At 61.6% G+C, this 19056-nt stretch carries 16 protein-coding genes; 10 read left to right on the forward strand and 6 right to left on the reverse strand.

Features of this window, described 5'->3' with window-relative positions; genetic code table 11:
• The first annotated feature begins 52 nt into the window (after positions 1-52).
• Positions 53-1081: a phospholipase A gene (locus RUU78_RS20120; RefSeq protein WP_313919468.1), complete on the forward strand. Its 1029-nt coding sequence runs from the start codon at positions 53-55 to the stop codon at positions 1079-1081.
• Between the two features lie 753 nt (positions 1082-1834).
• Here RUU78_RS20120 and RUU78_RS20125 read toward each other — a convergent pair.
• From RUU78_RS20125 to rpmH, 6 genes are all read right to left on the reverse strand, one after another.
• Entirely contained in the window at positions 1835-2548 is a 714-nt protein-coding gene (locus RUU78_RS20125) for a hypothetical protein (RefSeq protein WP_313919469.1), read from the reverse strand.
• Entirely contained in the window at positions 2548-3474 is a 927-nt protein-coding gene (locus tag RUU78_RS20130; protein WP_313919470.1) for a hypothetical protein, read from the reverse strand. The genes RUU78_RS20125 and RUU78_RS20130 overlap by 1 nt, the downstream gene beginning before the upstream one ends.
• A gap of 673 nt (positions 3475-4147) precedes the next feature.
• Positions 4148-5503, reverse strand: coding sequence for a tRNA uridine-5-carboxymethylaminomethyl(34) synthesis GTPase MnmE (mnmE, locus tag RUU78_RS20135; RefSeq protein WP_313919471.1), 1356 nt, complete (start codon positions 5501-5503; stop codon positions 4148-4150).
• Positions 5504-5618: 115 nt separating this feature from the next.
• Positions 5619-7340, reverse strand: a complete 1722-nt coding sequence (gene yidC / locus RUU78_RS20140; RefSeq protein ID WP_313919472.1) for a membrane protein insertase YidC — start codon at positions 7338-7340, stop codon at positions 5619-5621.
• 126 nt (positions 7341-7466) lie between these two features.
• Positions 7467-7820: a ribonuclease P protein component gene (rnpA, locus tag RUU78_RS20145; RefSeq protein WP_313919473.1), complete on the reverse strand. Its 354-nt coding sequence runs from the start codon at positions 7818-7820 to the stop codon at positions 7467-7469.
• 19 nt (positions 7821-7839) lie between these two features.
• Positions 7840-7974, reverse strand: coding sequence for a 50S ribosomal protein L34 (gene rpmH, locus RUU78_RS20150; RefSeq protein ID WP_133817237.1), 135 nt, complete (start codon positions 7972-7974; stop codon positions 7840-7842).
• 155 nt (positions 7975-8129) lie between these two features.
• Here rpmH and dnaA point away from each other — a divergent pair, with 155 nt between their 5' ends.
• The 9 genes from dnaA (at position 8130) to RUU78_RS20195 (ending at position 19007) form a co-directional block, all read left to right on the forward strand.
• Positions 8130-9473 (forward strand): chromosomal replication initiator protein DnaA, encoded by a 1344-nt coding sequence (gene dnaA / locus RUU78_RS20155; RefSeq protein WP_313919474.1) that lies wholly within the window; start codon positions 8130-8132, stop codon positions 9471-9473.
• 216 nt (positions 9474-9689) lie between these two features.
• Positions 9690-10790: a DNA polymerase III subunit beta gene (gene dnaN / locus RUU78_RS20160; RefSeq protein WP_313919475.1), complete on the forward strand. Its 1101-nt coding sequence runs from the start codon at positions 9690-9692 to the stop codon at positions 10788-10790.
• 85 nt (positions 10791-10875) lie between these two features.
• Positions 10876-11955, forward strand: coding sequence for a DNA replication/repair protein RecF (gene recF / locus RUU78_RS20165; RefSeq protein WP_313919476.1), 1080 nt, complete (start codon positions 10876-10878; stop codon positions 11953-11955).
• Between the two features lie 64 nt (positions 11956-12019).
• Complete coding sequence (gyrB, locus tag RUU78_RS20170; RefSeq protein ID WP_313919477.1) at positions 12020-14431, forward strand: DNA topoisomerase (ATP-hydrolyzing) subunit B; 2412 nt, start codon at positions 12020-12022, stop codon at positions 14429-14431.
• Positions 14432-14865: 434 nt separating this feature from the next.
• Positions 14866-16218: a tetratricopeptide repeat protein gene (locus RUU78_RS20175; RefSeq protein WP_343232320.1), complete on the forward strand. Its 1353-nt coding sequence runs from the start codon at positions 14866-14868 to the stop codon at positions 16216-16218.
• Between the two features lie 148 nt (positions 16219-16366).
• Positions 16367-17074 (forward strand): TonB family protein, encoded by a 708-nt coding sequence (locus RUU78_RS20180; protein ID WP_313919479.1) that lies wholly within the window; start codon positions 16367-16369, stop codon positions 17072-17074.
• Between the two features lie 145 nt (positions 17075-17219).
• A complete protein-coding gene (locus tag RUU78_RS20185) occupies positions 17220-17972 on the forward strand; it encodes a MotA/TolQ/ExbB proton channel family protein (protein ID WP_313919494.1) in 753 nt (250 codons plus the stop codon).
• Positions 17973-17975: 3 nt separating this feature from the next.
• Entirely contained in the window at positions 17976-18407 is a 432-nt protein-coding gene (locus tag RUU78_RS20190) for a biopolymer transporter ExbD (RefSeq protein WP_313919480.1), read from the forward strand.
• Positions 18408-18608: 201 nt separating this feature from the next.
• Positions 18609-19007 carry a biopolymer transporter ExbD gene (locus RUU78_RS20195; RefSeq protein WP_313919481.1) on the forward strand — a complete coding sequence of 133 codons (399 nt, stop codon included), beginning with the start codon at positions 18609-18611 and terminating at the stop codon, positions 19005-19007.
• Positions 19008-19056: the final 49 nt, after the last annotated feature.

Genomic DNA, 19056 nt, shown 5'->3' on the forward strand with positions numbered 1-19056 from the left:
GCGACCGGGTCGCCTGCTAGCATCCGCTTTTCCGCCTGGAATTCCTGCTGCCATGGTTCTGCGTACTGTCGTCGCCGCCCTGCTGTTGCCCGCCGCCGCGGCGCACGCCACCACGCCCAGCGAGCCGCGCGCCTGCGCCGCGATCGCTGCGGACTCCGAGCGCCTGGCGTGCTACGACTCGCAGTTCCCGCGTCCCGTTGCGCCCCCGCCGAATGCGGCGATCGCGCCGGAACAGCAGGCGCTGTATGCGTATGAAGGTCGCAGTGCCACGCGCACGCCGGACCGCTCACTGCTCGACAGCCGCTGGGAACTCGATGCGGACTCCAAGCTCGGCGCGTTCAACATCCGCGGCTACAAGCCGCTCTACGTGCTGCCGTTCTTCCATACGTCGAACATCAACGCGTCGCCGACCAGCCCGTCGCCTAACCACAGCGTCGAACTACCCGAGCGCCTGAAAGCCGCCGAGATGAAGTTCCAGCTGAGCTTCAAGGGCAAGATCCTCGAGAACCTGTTCGGCGACAACGGCGACCTCTGGCTCGGCTACACCCAGGCCTCGCACTGGCAGGTCGGGAATCCGCAGATCTCGCGCCCGTTCCGCGAGACCAACTACGAGCCGGAACTCATGATGGTGTTCCGCTCCAACTACCGCATCTTCGGCTGGGACGGCCGCCTGCTCGGCATCGGCGTGAACCACCAGTCCAACGGCCGCAGCCTGCCGCTGTCGCGCAGCTGGAACCGCGTCATCGGCCAGGTCGGTTTCGAGCACAACGACTGGACCCTGATGATCCGCCCCTGGTGGATCGTCGACGAAGAGTTCGACAAATCCGACAATCCCGACATCGGCGACTACGTCGGCCACGGCGACATCCAGCTCGTGCGCGTCTGGAACGGCCACGAATTCGCCCTCATGCTGCGCCCCAGCCCCGAAGGCGGCGCCGTCCAGTTCGACTGGGCCTTCCCGATCCACAATCAGCTTCGTGGACATGTGCAGTTGTTCGACGGCTATGGCGAGAGCCTGATCGACTACAACCATCGGGCGACGTATGTGGGGGTGGGCTTGTCGTTGCTGGAGTGGTATTGAGGCTGCAGGAAGCGCACCCGTAGCGGTGGCGCCCATTCGCACGGGCTGACGCGGTGCGGCCGATCTTGCCGATGCAATTAAAGGATCGGTCGGGTCAGTTAGCCACATCCAGCAGTTCCTTGCCCCCATGTCAGCCGGCGCGCGCTATGGCGCCGCCTCGCCGAAGCTGGCCTGTGGTCGGAGCTAGGGCGGTGAGCGATTGCAAGCAAAATGCTGACGCTAATTTCGAAAGTTGTATATATTTATACATGAGAGTCGCTCCTAGGAAACTAGCGACGACCGGTCATCGTCAAATCACTTGCCAATGCAAAACACGTCAATCAATCGTAAGCCGTTGAGTCCGTAGCGATAGCCCTTTGTCGCCAACGCATGAGGGGGCACCTACGGGGGCACGCTTACAGTTACACCATCAACGCAACAGTTCGAGAGGGACGGCGGCACCACAAGGCACTCAAGACCGCGGCGGTTTTTTCATGCGCATAACACGAAAGATCACCCAAACGCGGAAATTTGCCAAATCAGCGCGCTGAAGTTGCGAACGTAGGTGTAAGAGGTTCGCGCGAACAGCCTAAGTTATACCAACAATCAACATGGCACCGCTGAAGAACGTGTTCATCGCCCCACTTTCGCGAGTGCTAAAGCATTGGTCAAACTCTCGGCTGAACACATAGGAGCACCCTGGGGAAGATTGGCTCGGGTAGTTTAAGAGAGGTCCGGGGACACCATTCCACATGGGAATTGCGCAGCCACGCGCTAGGCTGTTGCGGAAAAGCTCCGACGCCGCCGTTTCACCAAATCCGGGACGTAAGAAGCTTTGTTCTCCATGCCTAGTCTCTTGTAGACGGACCCGCCAATTCCAGGCTCGACCAGATGATCAGCACCAGTCGCGGGATCATCTAAGGCGAACGTCACGTACTCGAAGCGGCCAGCCAACTCCGGAGAGAATTCTGAAGCCAGTCTGTCCTTCGATCCGCGGACCATCACTGGTGCAGCAACAATAACTCTCTGAGGGATCGCCTTTTCGACCAGCGTCGACAAGTTGGTCTTCACAACGCACGCTCCAGATATGATCGATTTGACCATGATCAGGAGCGTCGAGCTCACGTCGACCGGTTCCTTGTACTGCTTGACGATGGGAGCTATATCAAAAGCCTCGATATCAGAGTTCGTGAACTTGCGTGACCGCTCGTTCCAAAAACATGCGAACCTGACTTGAGATGAATCAACTCCGGTCGCCAGAAGACCTTCAAGCAGACCCCGGGCAAGAAAATCTGCATCCTCAACCGTGCACACTAAGTAGACGCTTCCACGGCATGCGGTTGCAAATTCACGCGCAATAACTTCAGCGAGTGCCTCGCCGAGCTTGCCCATGGCGCTTCGATACAGTTCTTCGCTCGAGCTCTTGTCTGCAAGAATTCCCAGGAGCGAGCGTGTGGAATCATCCGCGAAGTTTGTGAAAGCTCTCATCAGAGTAACTCCTCAATCTCTTCGAAGGTGGCAGGCGTGCGCTGCACAATTTGATCTTGGAGAGCATCGAAATCTGGGTCGAAGCAGTCGATTTTGAGCGTGCCCGAAGTATTGCCGGCATCTAACGACCATTTCAGGAAGCCCCTTACGATATCGTACTTGAACCCTGGCAAACCATCGAGGATGACTCGAACCTCAGGCCGGAGCCGAGCGGCAGGGTCGGCACCCGGAACAAAGGGTCTCAGAATTGTAGGTGATGTTCGTCGTGCTTGTTGGAAAACCGCACTCACTGCCGCGGTCGGTTTGAGAACAGACCAAGCGCCTGCAAGCACGCTTGCTACATCGACGCAGTCCACCAAGGAGGGGTCAGCGTGCCTAGATAGTAAGGCGAAGTCATCGCGCATCCAGGCATGCCCCTCGATCACCTTTTGCACCTTCTCGTGATAGGGGAAGAAGATTGCTTTTGTCTGGGCAGCGATCGTCGCGGGAACGCCATTGTTTAACCTAGTCGCTCGATCCCTGTCCGAGCAAACCAAGCGAAGTCGCGTCCTTGTGTATCCCTCAATTGCACTTACAGTTGCTTGCAGCTGAAAGTCCTCAGTAATCGTATTTTGATTCGCTGTCCAGCTAACCTCTGCGGTGTTCTTCAGCTGATACGCCTTCACACACAAGGCTGAGTCTCGCCGCACCACTACGTCATCGATAAACTCGGCCGACTGCCACTCCACAGTGGCGTCCGTACCCGTCGTTTCAAACTTCATCAGAAGTCTGGCCACTCGATGCGCAATGAAGAGCTGTTCATAGTCGTGGCCGCGAGCAGCAGCAACACCTCCGACGATTCGGGCGCGGCGCTTAGCAACTGCTGCGTCCCCGACTAGCTGCGCCAATGCGTTATTCGATAGCCGGGTAGGCGTCATCGCATTCATCCGCAGACTCGACGCGGGATTGAGTGTGTTTCGGCATCTCGGCGCGTTTCCAAGTCCAGGTGGCGGAGGTCGCACATGAAGAGGAAGACCAATTGTCCTCCCTTCGACACGTCGGAGACCGGGTCCGAACCGTTCCGAAGGTAGAGAGACTTACCATCAGTGAATAGGTAATCGGCCGGGCATGTTGCAAGCGATTTGCCGTAGCACTTCTGTAAGCCGGCGATTCCCTTCCGGAGATGCAAGACGTCTACGCCAGCGCGGAGTAGCGTTTTTAGAGCCCGAAGAGCAACGAGGTCTCCAAATGAGTAGATCCGCGGGCGTCCACGGCCAGGTTTCGCTTCGATCGATGGCCGAACAACTCCGGTTCGGGCCAGATAGTCGACCATTGTCAGCGTCAGCCCCGAGATGGCTGCTGCTTCGACCGTTGAGTATCCTTTCAATTTCTTGCCCATGTTCAGAGTCTAGCTCTGAACACTATTTTTCTACAACAGTCAAGATAGGGCCCGTAAGCCGTCGACTGCACCGAAGGGGCAGATTCGTCCCCCAACGGGGCATAAGCGAGGGGTCGCATCAGTGCATGTATTGCGTGCCGCGGTCTTGCGCAAATAGTCAGCAAAGCTTTCATGCTCAATCGCCACGCGCTACTTGAGCCAAAGCTCCGTAGGAACCGATCCTACTTCCCGATGCAGAAGCTCGAGAAGATCGCACCCAGCAGATCATCGCTGCTGAACTCGCCGGTCAACTCGCCTAGATCCCGCTGTGCGTGACGCAGTTCCTCGGCGGCGAGTTCGCCGGCGTGCTGGACGACCAGCGCGAACTCCGCCGCGGCCAGATGCGCGGCGACGCGCTCGAGCGCGACGACATGGCGCGTGCGCGCGCTGAAGGCGCCGTGGCTGTCGTCGCCGCTACCACCACTGGCGAGTCCCTTGAGTTCCTTGCGCAGCAGATCGAGGCCCTCACCCGTGCGCGCGGAGAGATCGATGCGGATGCCGGCTTTGCTGTCGGTGCGTGACGACGTTGCTCCAGGCGTGAGATCGATCTTGTTGCAGACGACGATGCGCGTCTGCCCGGATTGCGCCGGACCGAGCAGGGCGATGTCCTCGGTCAGATCCCCGGTGTCGGTCACGAGCAGCGCCACATCGGCGCGTTCGAGTTCGTTGCGTGCGCGGCGCATGCCTTCGCGTTCGACGATATCGGTTGAATCGCGCAGGCCGGCGGTGTCGACGAGGGTCAGCAGCACGCCGTCGAGCTGGATGTTTTCACGCAGCACGTCGCGCGTGGTGCCGGCGATGGGCGTGACGATGGCACGGTCCTGCGCGGCGAGCGCGTTGAGCAGGCTGGACTTGCCGGCGTTCGGTCGTCCGGCGATGACGACATGCAGGCCGTCGGCCAGGCGCACGCCGCGGCGCGTTTCGGCGAGCAGCGCGGACAGTTCTTCGCTGACGCCGTCCAGGCGCGCGCGCAATTCGGGCGTGGCGAGGAAGTCGATTTCCTCTTCCGGAAAATCGATCGCAGCTTCGATGTAGACGCGCAGGTCGACCAGGTTCCCGAGCAGGTGCTTCACGCGAGCGGAGAACACGCCGTCGAGCGAGCGCAGCGCGGCGCGGGCGGCGGCTTCGGACTGGCTCGCGATCAGGTCGGCGATCGCTTCGGCCTGGGCCAGATCGAGCTTGCCGTTGAGGTACGCGCGCTCGGAGAACTCGCCGGCACGCGCGGGTCGCGCACCGAGTTCGCAGACTCGGCGCAACAGCAGGTTCAGCACCACGGGCGAGCCGTGGGTCTGCAGCTCGACCACGTCTTCGCCGGTGAACGAGTTCGGTAGTGGAAAATGCAGCAGAATTCCGCGATCGATGAGCGCGCGCGTGCCGTCGCGGAACGCGCAATAGTGCGCGTGGCGTGGCCGCGGCGCGCGACCGAGCAGGGTGGTCGCAATGGCCGTCGCGGTCGCGCCCGATACGCGCAGCACGCCGATGCCGCCGGCGCCCGGTGCGGTCGCGATCGCGGCGATGGTTTCGGCGTTGGCGGTCATGGCAGGCCTGTGGTCGCAAGCACGGGCGCATCGCGTTTTCCAGCGTGGCGCGCAGCGCAGCGGCGGGGTACAGCGACGGCGCCCGGACGTTGTGCCGTCCGGGCGCCGCTGGCGATCACGCCTTGTCGGATGCCTCGATGCGGCGCGTGATGATCCACTGCTGCAACAGCGAGGTCATGCCGTTGACGGTCCAGTACAGCACCAGGCCGGCGGGGAAGAATGCGAACAGCACCGAGAACACGACGGGCATGGCTTTCATCATCTTGGCCTGCACCGGGTCCATGCCCGTGGTCGGTGTCAGATACTGCGTGGCGATCATGGTCGCGGCATTGAGGATCGGCAGCACGAAGTAGGGGTCGGGTGCGGTCAGGTTCTGGATCCACAGGAAGAACGGCGCCTGGCGCAGTTCCACGCTCTCGACCAGCACCCAGTACAGCGCAAAGAACACTGGGATCTGCACCACCATCGGCAGGCAGCTGCCGAGTGGGTTGATCTTCTCCTTCTGGAACAGCTCCATCTGCGCCTGGCCGAGCTTCTGGCGGTCATCGCCGTAGCGGTCCTTCAGCGCCTGGATGCGCGGCTGCAACTTGCGCATCTTGGCCATCGAGCGGTACTGCGCTTCGCTGAGCTTGAAAAACACGGCCTTGATCAGCAGCACCAGCAGGATGATGGCGACGCCCCAGTTGCCGGTCAGCGCGTGGAACTTGGCGAGAACCCAGTGCAGGGGCTCGGAAATCACGGTCAGGATGCCGTAGTCGATGGTCAGCGCCAGGCCGGGGGCGACATCGTTGAGGCTGCTCTGCAGCTTCGGACCAATGTACAGCCGGGCTTCGCTGGTCTCGCTGCCGCCGGGCGGCACGGTCAGCGCAGGACCCATCGCGCGGATCGTGAAGCGCGGATGCACGCCGTCGCGGACCTCGGTCGTATAGGTCTCAGCCGAACTCGCCGGCGGCAACCATGCGGCGAAGAAATAGTGCTGCAGCATCGCCACCCAGCCGCCGGTGACCGGACGGCCCTGCAGCGGGGTCTTGAGGAATTTGTCGAACGCGAGCTTCTGGAATTTTTCGTCGAGCGAATACCACGCGGCGCCGGTGAAGCTGTAGGCCTGCGGGTTCGTGATCGAACCGAAGAAACCGTGCGAGGCGGATTGCGGGATTACGCGCTGCAGTTGGCGATACGCATTGCCGCGCCAGGGCGCGGCGCCGGCATTCCTGATTTCCTGGCGGGTACCGAGCACGTAGCTGCCGCGCTCGAGCACGAACACCTTGCGCACGGTCAGGCCTGCAGGATCGTTCCAGGTCAGCGTCACTTCCAGCGTCTTCTGATCGGGCGCGAGCGTGTAGCTCTTCTGCTCGGCGACGAAGGTGTCCTGATGGCTGGCGGCCTTGACCGAATCGGCGGCGCTGGCCAGACCCGACTGTGCGACGAAGTAGTGATCCGCGCTGTCGTCGAGCAGGCGCACCGGGTGCGCGTAATCCTTGGGCTGCTGCGGATACGCGAGCAGATCGGCACGCACGATCGTGGCCCCTCGCGTGTCTATCCACAGCTTGAGCACATCGTTGCTGACTTCGACGAGATCGCCCTTGCCTTCAGTGGTGGCGCCCGGCACTGCAGCGGCCGGCGCATCACCGTTCGTCGGCGTCTGCGGTGTTGCGTTGGCGCTGGGTACCTCGTCGCTGGCTACGGCAGCCGGCGGCGCCGTGCCTGGAGCGGCGGGAACCGTGGTTTCCGGCGCGGCGATGGCGGCGGGCCGCGCATAGTCCTGCTGCCACTGGTTCCAGATCAGGTAGGACACCAGCAACAGGGCGATCAACAGGATGGAACGCGGATTATTCATGGGGTACGCAAGGGCTGGCTGCCGGGCGGGGCCGGACGCGAATGGGGACGGAACGAAGGTGGATCAAGGCGGATCGGCCGCGGCGCGCGGGTCGACCTCGCATTGTGCCGGTCGACCGTTGCGGCTTCAACGCTGCGCGCGCGGCAGTTTGCTCCAGAGCAGATCCAGATCGGCCAGCAGTTCGCTGCCCGCCACGGCGACTGCCGCGCTACGTGCGATGACGAGTACATCGACAGGACCGAGTGCAGCGCGGTTATGGCGGAAGCTTTCCCGCGCGAGGCGCTTGAGGCGGTTGCGTTGTACGGCCAGTTTGGAGACGCGACGAGACACCGCGAGGCCCATACGGGCAGCGGTGTCGTCGGTGATACGGTATTCAGCACTGAAATAGCGGCTGCCGATCCTCCGGCTGGCCTGGCGCAAGCGGGCAAAATCACCCGGCTTGAGCAACCGCGCGGCGCGCGGGAAGCAGAACGCTCCCATGTCGCCGCGAGTCGGAGATTCAGACTGCGAGACGCTTGCGGCCTTTGGCGCGGCGAGCGTTGATGATCTTGCGGCCGTTCTTGGTCTTCATGCGGCTGCGGAAGCCGTGGTCACGAGCGCGCTTGAGGCGGCTGGGCTGGTACGTACGCTTCATGGCGTCGCTCCGGTGAAAAGGTGGGAAAAGGGGCGGGAGAATAGTGTCGGCGACGCGACAGTGTCAAGGCGCGCGTGGCGGAAAAACGAGCGTCGGCGTAGACTTCCGCGCCCTGCCGGGCCAGCCCCGGCACCCCGCCCGTCGACGAGGATGTAATGAGCGAACTCTGGCGGCGCTGTCTGGAACGCCTGGAAGGCGAGTTCGGCGCTGAAGATATCCACACCTATCTCAAACCGCTGCAACCGGCGGAGGGCGACGACGGTCTGCGCCTGCTCGCGCCGAATGCTTATACGCTGGAGCAGATTGAGAACGAATTCCTGCCGCGCATCCGCGCGATCCTCAACCACCTGGCCGGGCGGAGCATTCCGGTACGGCTGGAAGTCGGCACGCTGAACGCGCGTCGCACGCTTGCTGCCAGGCCGTCCCGCAACGCAGGTCCTGCAGCGCCGGTCGAAATGCCGCCGCCGGTCGTCGAGTTCGACGGCAACCTGGACCCGAACTACACCTTCGACAGCTTTGTGGAAGGCAAGTCCAATCAGCTGGGCAAGGCGGCAGCCATCCAGGTCGCGACCAATCCGGGCAGGGCTTACAACCCGTTGCTGTTGTACGGCGGTACCGGTCTGGGCAAGACCCATTTGATGCACGCGGCCGGAAACCTGATTCGCGAGAACAATCCACGCACCAAGGTGATGTACCTGCGGTCCGAGCAATTCGTCTCGGCGATGATCGACGCACTGCGCAACAAGAACATGGACGAGTTCAAGCGCCGCTTTCGTGAAGTGGATGCGTTGCTGATCGACGACATCCAGTTCTTTGCCGGCAAGAACACGACGCAGGAAGAGTTCTTCCACACCTTCAACGCGCTGTTCGAAGGCAAGCAGCAGATCATCCTGACCTGTGATCGCTATCCCAAGGAAGTCGAAAACCTCGAACCGCGGCTGAAGTCGCGCCTGGGGTGGGGTTTGTCGGTCGCGATCGAGCCGCCCGACTTCGAGACGCGCGCGGCCATCCTGCTGTCCAAGGCGCAGGCCAAGGGCATGAATCTGCCGGAGGATGTGGCGCTGCTCATTGCCAAGCGCATGCGTTCCAACGTGCGCGACCTCGAAGGCGCGCTCAACACGCTTGCCGCACGGGCGAACTTCCTGGGCCGGGCGATCACGCTGGAATTCGCGCAAGAGACCTTGCGGGATCTGCTGACCGTCCATGCGCAGTCGATCACCGTGCCGAATATTCAGAAGACTGTCGCCGATTTCTATCAGCTGCGGCTACAGGACCTGTTGTCGAAACGTCGTTCGCGCTCGTTGGCGCGCCCTCGCCAGGTGGCGATGACGCTGTCGAAGGAACTTACCGAGCACAGCCTGCCCGAGATCGGCGAAGCGTTTGGCGGTCGCGACCATACGACCGTTTTGCACGCCTGCCGGACGATCAGGGACCTCACGGAAACTGATGGAAAGCTGCGTCAGGACTATGAAAAGCTGGTTCGCATCTTGACCGGCTGATTGCCTGTGGATAAACAGGGGACGGCGCTGGGGACTAAAGTTATCCACAATCCATCGACAGGCCGGCCCCGCGCAACCAGACTAGTTTCGAATCGTTCAATGCGTTGATTTTGATATGAAAATCCGGGTAGTCCCCAGTTTTTCGCGACACTACAACCACTGTTATCTTCCTATAAAGAACAAAAGCGTTCGTTAGCGAACCGGGAAACCCTGACCATGCGATTCAGTCTCCAGCGCGAAGCACTGCTCAAGCCACTGCAACAGGTCGTCGGCGTCGTCGAAAGGCGACAGACCTTGCCCGTGTTGGCGAACCTGTTGGTAGCGGTATCCGATGGACGGGTGTCCTTCACTGGCACCGACCTGGAAGTCGAGATGGTGGCGACAGTCCCGGCTGTTACCAGCGAAGCGGGAGAGATCACCATCCCGGCGCGCAAGTTGTTCGACATCTGTCGCGCATTGCCGGACGGTGTTGCGATCGATGTGCGTCTCAACGGCGATCGAGTGGTAGTCACTGCTGGCCGCAGCCGGTTTACGCTGGCCACTCTGCCGGCGAGTGAGTTCCCCGTCATTGAAAGTATCGAGACCGTCGACAAGGTCGAGTTGCCCGAAGCGACGTTGAAGAACCTGATGGATCGGACTGCGTTTGCGATGGCGCATCAGGACGTGCGTTATTACCTGAACGGCATGCTGGTAGACCTGCGTGAAGATGCTTTGCGCTGCGTAGCCACTGACGGTCATCGCCTCGCGCTCGCGGAAACGGCCGTCCAGGCGAAGATTTCGCAACGGCGGCAGATCATCATTCCGCGCAAGGGCGTTCTCGAGTTACAGGGCCTTTTCGAGAGCGGCGATGGTTTGGTCGTGCTGGAGTTCGGCAGGAACCATCTGCGCGTACGGCGCGGTGATGTGCAGTTCACGTCGAAGCTCATCGATGGGCGCTTCCCGGATTACGAAGCGGTGATTCCGATCGGAGCGGACAAGGAAGTGCGGATCGGACGCGAGACGCTGCGGAGCGCATTGCAGCGTGCAGCGATTCTGTCCAACGAGAAGTATCGGGGTGTGAAGCTTGACGTTGCGCCTGGCCGTCTCGGCATCATTGCGCACAATCCGGAGCAGGAAGAGGCGCATGAGGAACTGGAAGCCGATACCGTCGTCAGTGACCTGAGCGTCGGTTTCAACGTGAACTATTTGCTCGACGCGCTCAGCGCGTTGACCGGTGAGAATGTTGTGGTTTGCCTGCGTGATGGTCAGTCGAGCTGCCTTCTCAAGGCGGTGGATTCGGAAGAATCGCGACACGTCGTGATGCCGTTGCGCCTCTGAGCGCGGCGAGCTGTTGGGAAGAACCGAGCCTGCGGGGTGTATGCGCCGCAGGCTTTTTTATTGGCGAAGCGGGTGGCGAGCGCAGATGGAGCTATGTGAACTTCGACTGGCGAATCTGCGCAATGTCGTCAATGCGGAGATTTCGCTCGGGGCGGGTGTCAGTGAGTTTGTGGGTGCCAACGGTGCGGGAAAGACATCGGTTCTCGAAGCTGTGTACATGCTTTCTCATGGCCGGTCGTTTCGCTCGGTCAAGCGCGACAGCTTGATTCGTTTCGGCGAACAGTCGCTCGAGATCTTTGCTGTGATTTCGGCAGAAGGGATGCACCGGCGCTTAGGGTTGTCGCGGCGGCGCGGTGACTGGGCGGCGCGACTCGATGGCGTGGAGATCAGTTCGCTGGCCGAGTTGTTGCGAGAAATTGCGGTGGTTTGTTTCGAGCCTGGCTCTCATGCGTTGATTTCGGGTGCGGCTGAAGAGCGCCGGCATTTCGTCGATTGGGCGTTGTTCCACGTGGAACCGACCTACGTTGAGGTGGCGAGGCGGTATCGCCGCGCACTGAGTCAGCGCAACGCGCTGCTGAGGCAAGGAGGTCGTGACGAGGATCTCGATATCTGGGACGCGGAACTTGCGAGGACGGCAAGCTCGCTGGCTGGGTGGCGAGGCGACTATCTGGCGTTGCTCGATCCACTGGTCGCGGAGATTGGCGCCGTTCTGGCATCCGAGCTCGGAGCACCCGAATTGCGGTATAGCCGTGGATGGGCCGCGGAATTGACGCTGATCGACGCCTTGGCGGAGCGGCGCTCCAGGGATCGCGAGCGGGCGCATACGAGCGTCGGACCGCATCGCGCCGATTGGCGGATTTCATTCGAGGCGGCGCCCGAGCGGGAGCATCTGTCGCGCGGGCAGGAGAAGCTCGCCGCGCTGCTGTGTCTGCTCGCACAAGCCCGGTTGTTTCGCGAACAACGCGGCGAGTGGCCCGTAATCTGCCTGGACGACTTGGCGTCGGAGCTCGACAGCAGTCATCAGGAGGCTGTCGCGTGTTGGCTGGATTCGATAGACGCACAGGTGCTCATTACGGGCACAGCGCCGATGCCGACCGAGTTCATGCGGCGCCGGAAGCACGCCGTGTTCCACGTGGAACAGGGGAGCGTCACCAGACTGCTATAATTCCGGGCCTTCCTGTTTCCTTTGCCGTGTCCGGTCCTGGACATGGCCACGCCTGGCGAGACGCATGAGCGATCAGTACGACAGCAGCAATATCAAAGTCCTCAAAGGCCTCGAAGCTGTACGCAAGCGCCCCGGCATGTACATCGGCGACACCGATGACGGCACCGGCCTGCACCACATGGTTTTCGAAGTCGTCGACAACGCGATCGACGAGGCCCTGGCTGGCTTTTGCGATCATGTCGTCGTCTCCATTCACCAGGACGGTTCGGTCAGCGTCAGCGACAACGGCCGTGGCATTCCGGTCGGCATCCATCCGGAAGAGGGCAGGTCTACTGCCGAAGTCGTCATGACCGTGCTGCACGCTGGCGGCAAGTTCGATGACAACTCCTACAAGGTTTCAGGCGGCCTGCATGGCGTCGGCGTTTCAGTCGTCAACGCCCTTTCCGCGCACCTGTGGCTCAACATCTTTCGCGATGGGTTCGAGTTCATCCAGGAATACCAGCACGGCGAACCGGTCTATCCGATCAAGCAGGGAGCGGCATCCACGCGCCGCGGCACCACGGTCCGTTTCCTTCCCAGTCCGCTGACCTTCACCAACATCGAGTTCCACTACGACATCCTCGCCAAGCGTCTGCGCGAGCTGTCATTCCTGAACTCGGGCGTCAAGATCGAAATCTTCGACGAGCGCCACGACAAGCACGACATCTTCGAGTACGAAGGCGGTATCCGGTCGTTTGTCCAGCATCTGGCGTTGCTCAAGACGCCGCTCCATCCCAACGTCGTCACCTTCAACGCGCAACAGGACGGCATTACGGTGGAAGCGGCCCTGCAGTGGACCGACGCCTACCAGGAAACCTGCTTCTGCTTCACGAACAACATCCCGCAACGCGACGGCGGCACGCATCTGACCGGATTCCGCGCGGCGCTGACCCGTTGCATCAGCAATTACATCGAGCGCTCCGGCATCGGCAAGAACGCGAAGGTTGCGTTCGCCGGCGACGACATGCGCGAGGGCATGATTGCGGTCCTGTCGGTGAAGGTGCCAGATCCGAAATTCTCGTCGCAGACCAAGGACAAGCTCGTCTCGTCCGAGGTAAAGGGGATCGTCGAGCAGGTCGTCAACGCGAAGCTCGAGGAGTTCCTGCTCGAAAACCCTGCCGAGGCACGAGCCATCGCCGGCAAGGTCGTCGACGCTGCGCGCGCCCGTGAAGCTGCTCGCAAGGCGCGTGAAATGACGCGCCGGAAAGGTGCCCTCGACATTGCCGGTCTGCCCGGCAAACTGGCCGACTGCCAGGAAAAAGACCCGGCGCTGTCCGAGCTGTTCATCGTCGAGGGTGACTCGGCCGGCGGTTCTGCCAAGCAAGGCCGCAACCGCAAGACCCAGGCGATCCTCCCGCTCAAGGGCAAGATCCTCAATGTCGAACGTGCACGCTTCGACAAGATGCTGTCGTCCGCCGAGGTGGGAACGCTGATCACCGCGTTGGGCTGCGGTATCGGCAAGGACGAGTACAACCCCGACAAGCTGCGCTATCACCGCATCATCATCATGACCGACGCGGACGTGGACGGCTCGCATATCCGCACGTTGCTGCTGACGTTCTTCTACCGCCAGATGCCCGAACTCATCGAGCGCGGCTACGTCTATATCGGCCTGCCGCCGCTGTACAAGCTCAAGCAGGGCAAGACCGAGCTCTATCTGAAGGACGACGGCGCCCTGAATCAGTACCTGATCGGCAATGCAGTCGACCAGGCCGGGCTGCGCTACAGCATCGATGCACCGCCCATCACCGGCGTCGCCCTCGAAAAGCTGCTCGCGGAATACCAGACCGCGCTGGATCAGATCGATCGCCTGAGCCATCGCTGCGACCCCGTTCTGTTGGCTGCAATGCTGGAGCTGCCCGCCCTCGACGACAGCATCTGGCACGACGAGGCTGCAACCGCGCAGTGGTTGGCGCGTATTTCTGCGCGACTCAACAACGTAGGTCTTGGCCGCGCTCAATATCGTCTGCGTGTCCAGGGTGCGACGCCAGATCATCCGGCGGCACTCATCGTCGAGCGCGACCAGCATGGTCTGACCCATACCCAGATGCTCCCGGCCACGTTCATCGCGAGCCCGGAAATGAAGCCGATACTCGATATCGCGCGGCAACTCGCCGATCTGGTGCAGCCGGGCGCGGAAATTCGTCGCGGCAATGCCGTTACGCCGGTCGAGTCCTTCGCACGCGCACGCTCCTGGCTCATGGACGAAGCGAAGAAGGGACGCACCATCCAGCGCTTCAAGGGACTCGGCGAAATGAACCCCGAGCAGCTCTGGGAAACTACGGTGAACCCCGAAACGCGCCGCCTGCTACAGGTCAGCATCGAGGACGCCGTCGCCGCCGACCAGATCTTTTCCACCCTGATGGGCGATGTCGTCGAACCCCGTCGCGCGTTCATCGAGTCCAACGCATTGCGCGTCGCGAACCTCGACGTCTGATCGGACGGCGGCCGAGCGGCCGCCGTGCATCCGATGTTCACGCGGGGAACGACAAGCTCGACCCCGCTGCGCTGATGAATCCGTTGCAAGCCCGGGCAGGGCGCCGATCTGGTCGCGCAATTCAACGCCGATTTGTCCGGACTTGCGCAGAATCAAGCTGGGCGCAGCCGCCTCGCGAAACTCTATTTATTGCTTAATTGGAATTTGGTTTTTGTCACCAAATTAATAAAGCAACGCAACCTACGAAAATCCCCGTAAACCCGCTGATTTAAACGAAGTTGCCGCTGGCCCCTTCAACTCGTAACAACTCGTTGCAAGCGCATGGAATACCTAGGTTTCTTTTTAACGCCGCGATAACGAATCGGGAAGCTCGTGCGCTTGTAGTTTGAACATTCGCGGATTACGCTCTGCGACCCCTTTACCGCTTGCCTGAAATGCAGGCCGCGAGAATCCAGTCGAGGCGCTACTCAATGCATGCTCCCAACGCCAAGAAGCTTGTCCTTTGTCTCGGTGCAGTTTCTCTGCTCGCGGCCGGAATCGCTTCCGCCTCGCGTCTGCCGGGCGAACGTTCCAACGAGCAACGTTCCAGCAAGAGCAGCAGCAAGCAGACCGAGAACGCGTACCCCAATGCCAAGCGCAACGATCCCAAGACCGACATGCCGGGCTCGCTGGGCACCAAGCTCAACAAGGCTCAGGAAGCGGCAAGCGACGGCGAAGCCGACAAGGCCATCGGCCTGATCGACGAAGTGCTCGCGGACAAGAAGGTAACCCCATACGCGAAGGCCTTCGCGCTCTATCTGCGCTCCAATGCGAAGTGGGAAAAGGAAGACGGCGCTGGCGCCATCGCTGACCTAAAGGAAGCGATCGCCCTCGACGCGCTGCCCAATTCCAACCAGTTCCCGGCCATCTACACCCTGGCCCAGTTCCAGCTCCAGGAAGAGCAGTACGCAGACGCCGCGAAGACCGTCGATCAGTACATCGAACTCAGCGGCGACAAGAAGGCCGAGGCACTGGCCGTCAAGGGCAATGCGCTCTATCGCGCCGACAAGTTCCAGGAAGCGATCGATGCAATGAAGCTGGCAATCGCCGCCAGCGATAAGCCACAGGACAGCTGGAACCAGATCCTCATGGCCAGCTACTTCGAACTGAACCAGTTCGGGGAAGCGGCAAAGCTTTCGGAATCGCAGCTGCAGAAAAATCCGACCGACAAGAAGCTCATCCAGCAGCTCGCTTCGATCTATGTCAACAACGACCAGAACGAAAAGGCGTTGCAGCTTCTAACGGACGCCAAGGCCAAGGGTCTGATCACGACGGCGGACGACTACAAGCTGCTGGCCCAGCTGTATGGTCAGGCCGAAAAGCCGGCAGAGGGGGCGGCACTGCTGGAAGAGGGCTTCCAGAAGGGCGCGATCCAGCCGAGCTACGACATGTACAAGCTGCTCGGCGACTCCTATGCGCTCGCCGAGAACGAAACCAAGGCCATCGATGCCTACGGCAAGGCATCGCCGCTGGCCAAGGACGGCGAAGCCGACCTTCTGCGAGGCCAGCTCCAGATCAACAATCAGTTGTGGGCGCCGGCCAAAGAATCACTGACCAAGGCTCTCTCCCGCGGCGTCAAGCGCCAGGGCGCTGCTTATGTGCTGCTCGGCAACGCCGAAAACGAACTCGGTAACAAGAGCGCTGCAATTGCTGCCATGGAAAAGGCGCAGAGCTACGAGGAAACCCGCCAGATGGCTGGTACGTGGCTCAAGATGATCAAGGGCGGAGGCGCTCCGAAGAAAAAGTAAGTCATTCCGCACTCCTCGCAATACCTGCGTGGTGTTCGGCGACCTTCAGGCCGGGTTAACATAGCCGTCCCGATTGCTACTGTTGAGCGTCGGGCTGGCCTCGTGTACGGTGCCAGCCCCCGCCGCGTCACCCGCGGCTCGGCGCCCAGTGCGACAAGCCCCCAGATCTCACACAGCGAACCTTGGTTCAGAGCAAATGGCGTTGACCACAGAAGACCAGCGCGAAACGTACAGTTGGAGGCGCACCTCAGCGCTGGCCGCCGCCATGGCCGTGCACGGAATCGCTTTCATCCTGATGATTGCACCGGTGGCGCCGCCGCAGGCGAAGGAAAAGAAGAAGGAGACCATCGTTTCGGTCGAATTCGTCGAACCGCCTCCGCCGCCGCCTCCGCCCCCGCCTCCGCCTCCGGAGCCGCCTAAAAAGCCGCCGCCGAAAATCATCGAGAAGGTGAGGCCGCCGCCGACTCCGCCACCGGAGCCGCCGCCAGCCGTCGTGGTCGAGGAAGCCTCGCCCATGGCGATCCCGGCACCGCCGCCCGCGCCGCCGGCGCCGCCAGCGCCGCCGTCGGACATTGCGCCGACCGAGAACATCAGCTATCGCAAAGCTCGTCCGCCGCGCTACCCGCCGCAGGCCGTGCGTCAACGTCATGAAGGCGAAGTCGTACTGCGCGTCCTGGTCGGTGTGGATGGCAAGCCCAAGGACATCCAGGTCGAAAAATCTTCCGGATTTCGCGAACTGGATCGTGCGGCGATTGATGCCGCGCAGACTTGGGTGTTCAATCCGGGTCAGAAAAACGGTTCTACGGTTGAGGGCTGGGCTCTGGTTCCGTTCCGCTTCAGCCTCAACGAACTGTAACTTCCACCGTTTCACTTAATTCAAGGGTAGCGTCATGTTCCAAGACACTTCGACCCCGGCGGGGTCTGTTTCTCCGGCGGCTGACGCGGCGGCAGCTGTTGCGCCGACGCTCGGCACCAACAGCAATGCCGCAGCCCTGAAAGAAATGGGCTTCAGCCACCTGATCCAGAACTACAACCCGACCAACCCGAACTTCGATCTGCTTGGCGCCATTGTCTTCGTGACGCTTTGCTTGTTCTCGGTTCTATCGGTCTACTGGATCATCCTGAACATGATCCGCAACACCGCGATTCGCAGCCGTATGAACACGGTGATGCGCACGTTCTGGGAAACGCCGTCGGCTCAGGAAGCGATCCGCTTCATGGAAGAGCAGCCGGCCTCGGAGCCGTTCTCCAAGATCGCGCTGGATTGCGCTTCGGCCGCCGCTCATCACCAGCGTCACGAAGGCAGCCGCCTTGTCGAAGCGCTGAACCGGTCTGAATTCATCGATCGTGCGCTGCGCCAGGCCGTTGCCCGCGAAAGCGGTCGTCTCGAAGGCGGTCTTACCGTGCTCGCGACGGTCGGTTCGACGGGTCCGTTCGTCGGTCTGCTCGGTACGGTGTGGGGCATCTATCACGCCCTGATCCGCATCTCGGCATCGGGCGACGCGTCCATGTCGGCGGTGGCCGGTCCGGTGGGCGAAGCGCTGATCATGACCGCGTTCGGTCTGCTCGTCGCAATCCCGGCGGTGCTCGCGTACAACTTCTTCGTGCGCTCCAATCGCGTGATCCTGGCGCGCTTCGACGAGTTTGCTCACGACCTGCACGACTTCTTTGCCACCGGTTCGCGCGTCGAAGCGGGTGCGGCTCCTGCACCGGCCCGTCCCGCAACCCCGGCGGCGCCTGTTGCGAGGAAGTAAGCCATGGCATTCAGTTCAGGTGGTGGCGGCAGCGGCGGCGCGCCGATGGCCGAAATCAACGTCACGCCGCTGGTCGACGTGATGCTGGTGCTGCTGATCATCTTCATGATCACGGCACCGATGATGCAGCACCGCATTCGTATCGACCTGCCGCAAGCCTCGATGATCACGAATCCCGAGGCTCCGCCGGAACCGATCGACCTGGCCATCAAGGAAGACGGCACGCTGTACTGGAACGACAGCCAGATCAGCGATCTGGAACTCAAGGCCCAGCTCGCCGTGAGCGCGCAGAAGACGGTACAACCGGAACTGCAGATTCGCGCCGACAAGAACACCCGCTACGAATTTGTGGCGAAGGTGATGGCCGACGCTAAGAACCAGGGCATGGTCAAGATCGGCTTCGTGACCACGCCGGCTGCACGCGGCAGTCAGTAAGTCAGATACGCTCGCTAACGCTACCCTGCCGGTGCGAGCCGGATAAGCGCCCCGGGAAACCGGGGCGCTTTTTTATTGATGGACTCTCCCGCCTGTCGAACGCGCAGCCGACGCAACAATCCCGCATGACCAACGGCTGGCCGGATTCTTCGACGGCGCTATTCTGGAACCGCCCACCCAGGCGAATCCGGAGTACCCCGCATGTCCGCGATCAGTGTGCGCTCGACCGAACGTCCCATGGCCGAAATCAACATCACGCCGCTGATCGACGTGATGCTCGCACTGCTCCTCATCTTCATGATTTCCGCACCGCTGCTGACCGGCAAGATCGCGTTACCGCTGTCCAACGGTAAGGACACGAGCATGCCGCGCACGGTCGAGCTACGCATCGGTGCCGACGGCCAGGTGCTCTACAACGACGCCGCGCTGAGCCGTATCGAACTGGAGGCACAACTGCTGAACTGGGCCGGTCGGGGCGATGCCAAGCCGATTCTGCAACTGCGCCCCGACAAGGCGACGACCCACCAGTACCTCATCGATGTACTGTCGCTGGCGCGCCAGACGGGCATCGAAGGAATTTCGATCGAAACGCCGCGTTAGACCGGCGCGATCAGAGAACCTTGCGAGTGCGTCCAAAAGGGCCCACCTA

Source organism: Tahibacter sp. (assembly GCF_032229445.1).
GTDB lineage: Bacteria > Pseudomonadota > Gammaproteobacteria > Xanthomonadales > Rhodanobacteraceae > Tahibacter.

Bases quoted from the DNA above. Each gene is read 5' to 3' on its own strand.
- RUU78_RS20120 (WP_313919468.1), top strand. From the start codon at position 53: ATGGTTCTGCGTACTGTCGTCGCCGCCCTGCTGTTGCCCGCCGCCGCG.
- RUU78_RS20125 (WP_313919469.1), bottom strand. From the start codon at position 2,548: ATGAGAGCTTTCACAAACTTCGCGGATGATTCCACACGCTCGCTCCTG.
- RUU78_RS20130 (WP_313919470.1), bottom strand. From the start codon at position 3,474: ATGAATGCGATGACGCCTACCCGGCTATCGAATAACGCATTGGCGCAG.
- mnmE (WP_313919471.1), bottom strand. From the start codon at position 5,503: ATGACCGCCAACGCCGAAACCATCGCCGCGATCGCGACCGCACCGGGC.
- yidC (WP_313919472.1), bottom strand. From the start codon at position 7,340: ATGAATAATCCGCGTTCCATCCTGTTGATCGCCCTGTTGCTGGTGTCC.
- rnpA (WP_313919473.1), bottom strand. From the start codon at position 7,820: ATGGGAGCGTTCTGCTTCCCGCGCGCCGCGCGGTTGCTCAAGCCGGGT.
- rpmH (WP_133817237.1), bottom strand. From the start codon at position 7,974: ATGAAGCGTACGTACCAGCCCAGCCGCCTCAAGCGCGCTCGTGACCAC.
- dnaA (WP_313919474.1), top strand. From the start codon at position 8,130: ATGAGCGAACTCTGGCGGCGCTGTCTGGAACGCCTGGAAGGCGAGTTC.
- dnaN (WP_313919475.1), top strand. From the start codon at position 9,690: ATGCGATTCAGTCTCCAGCGCGAAGCACTGCTCAAGCCACTGCAACAG.
- recF (WP_313919476.1), top strand. From the start codon at position 10,876: ATGGAGCTATGTGAACTTCGACTGGCGAATCTGCGCAATGTCGTCAAT.
- gyrB (WP_313919477.1), top strand. From the start codon at position 12,020: ATGAGCGATCAGTACGACAGCAGCAATATCAAAGTCCTCAAAGGCCTC.
- RUU78_RS20175 (WP_343232320.1), top strand. From the start codon at position 14,866: ATGCAGGCCGCGAGAATCCAGTCGAGGCGCTACTCAATGCATGCTCCC.
- RUU78_RS20185 (WP_313919494.1), top strand. From the start codon at position 17,220: ATGGGCTTCAGCCACCTGATCCAGAACTACAACCCGACCAACCCGAAC.
- RUU78_RS20190 (WP_313919480.1), top strand. From the start codon at position 17,976: ATGGCATTCAGTTCAGGTGGTGGCGGCAGCGGCGGCGCGCCGATGGCC.
- RUU78_RS20195 (WP_313919481.1), top strand. From the start codon at position 18,609: ATGTCCGCGATCAGTGTGCGCTCGACCGAACGTCCCATGGCCGAAATC.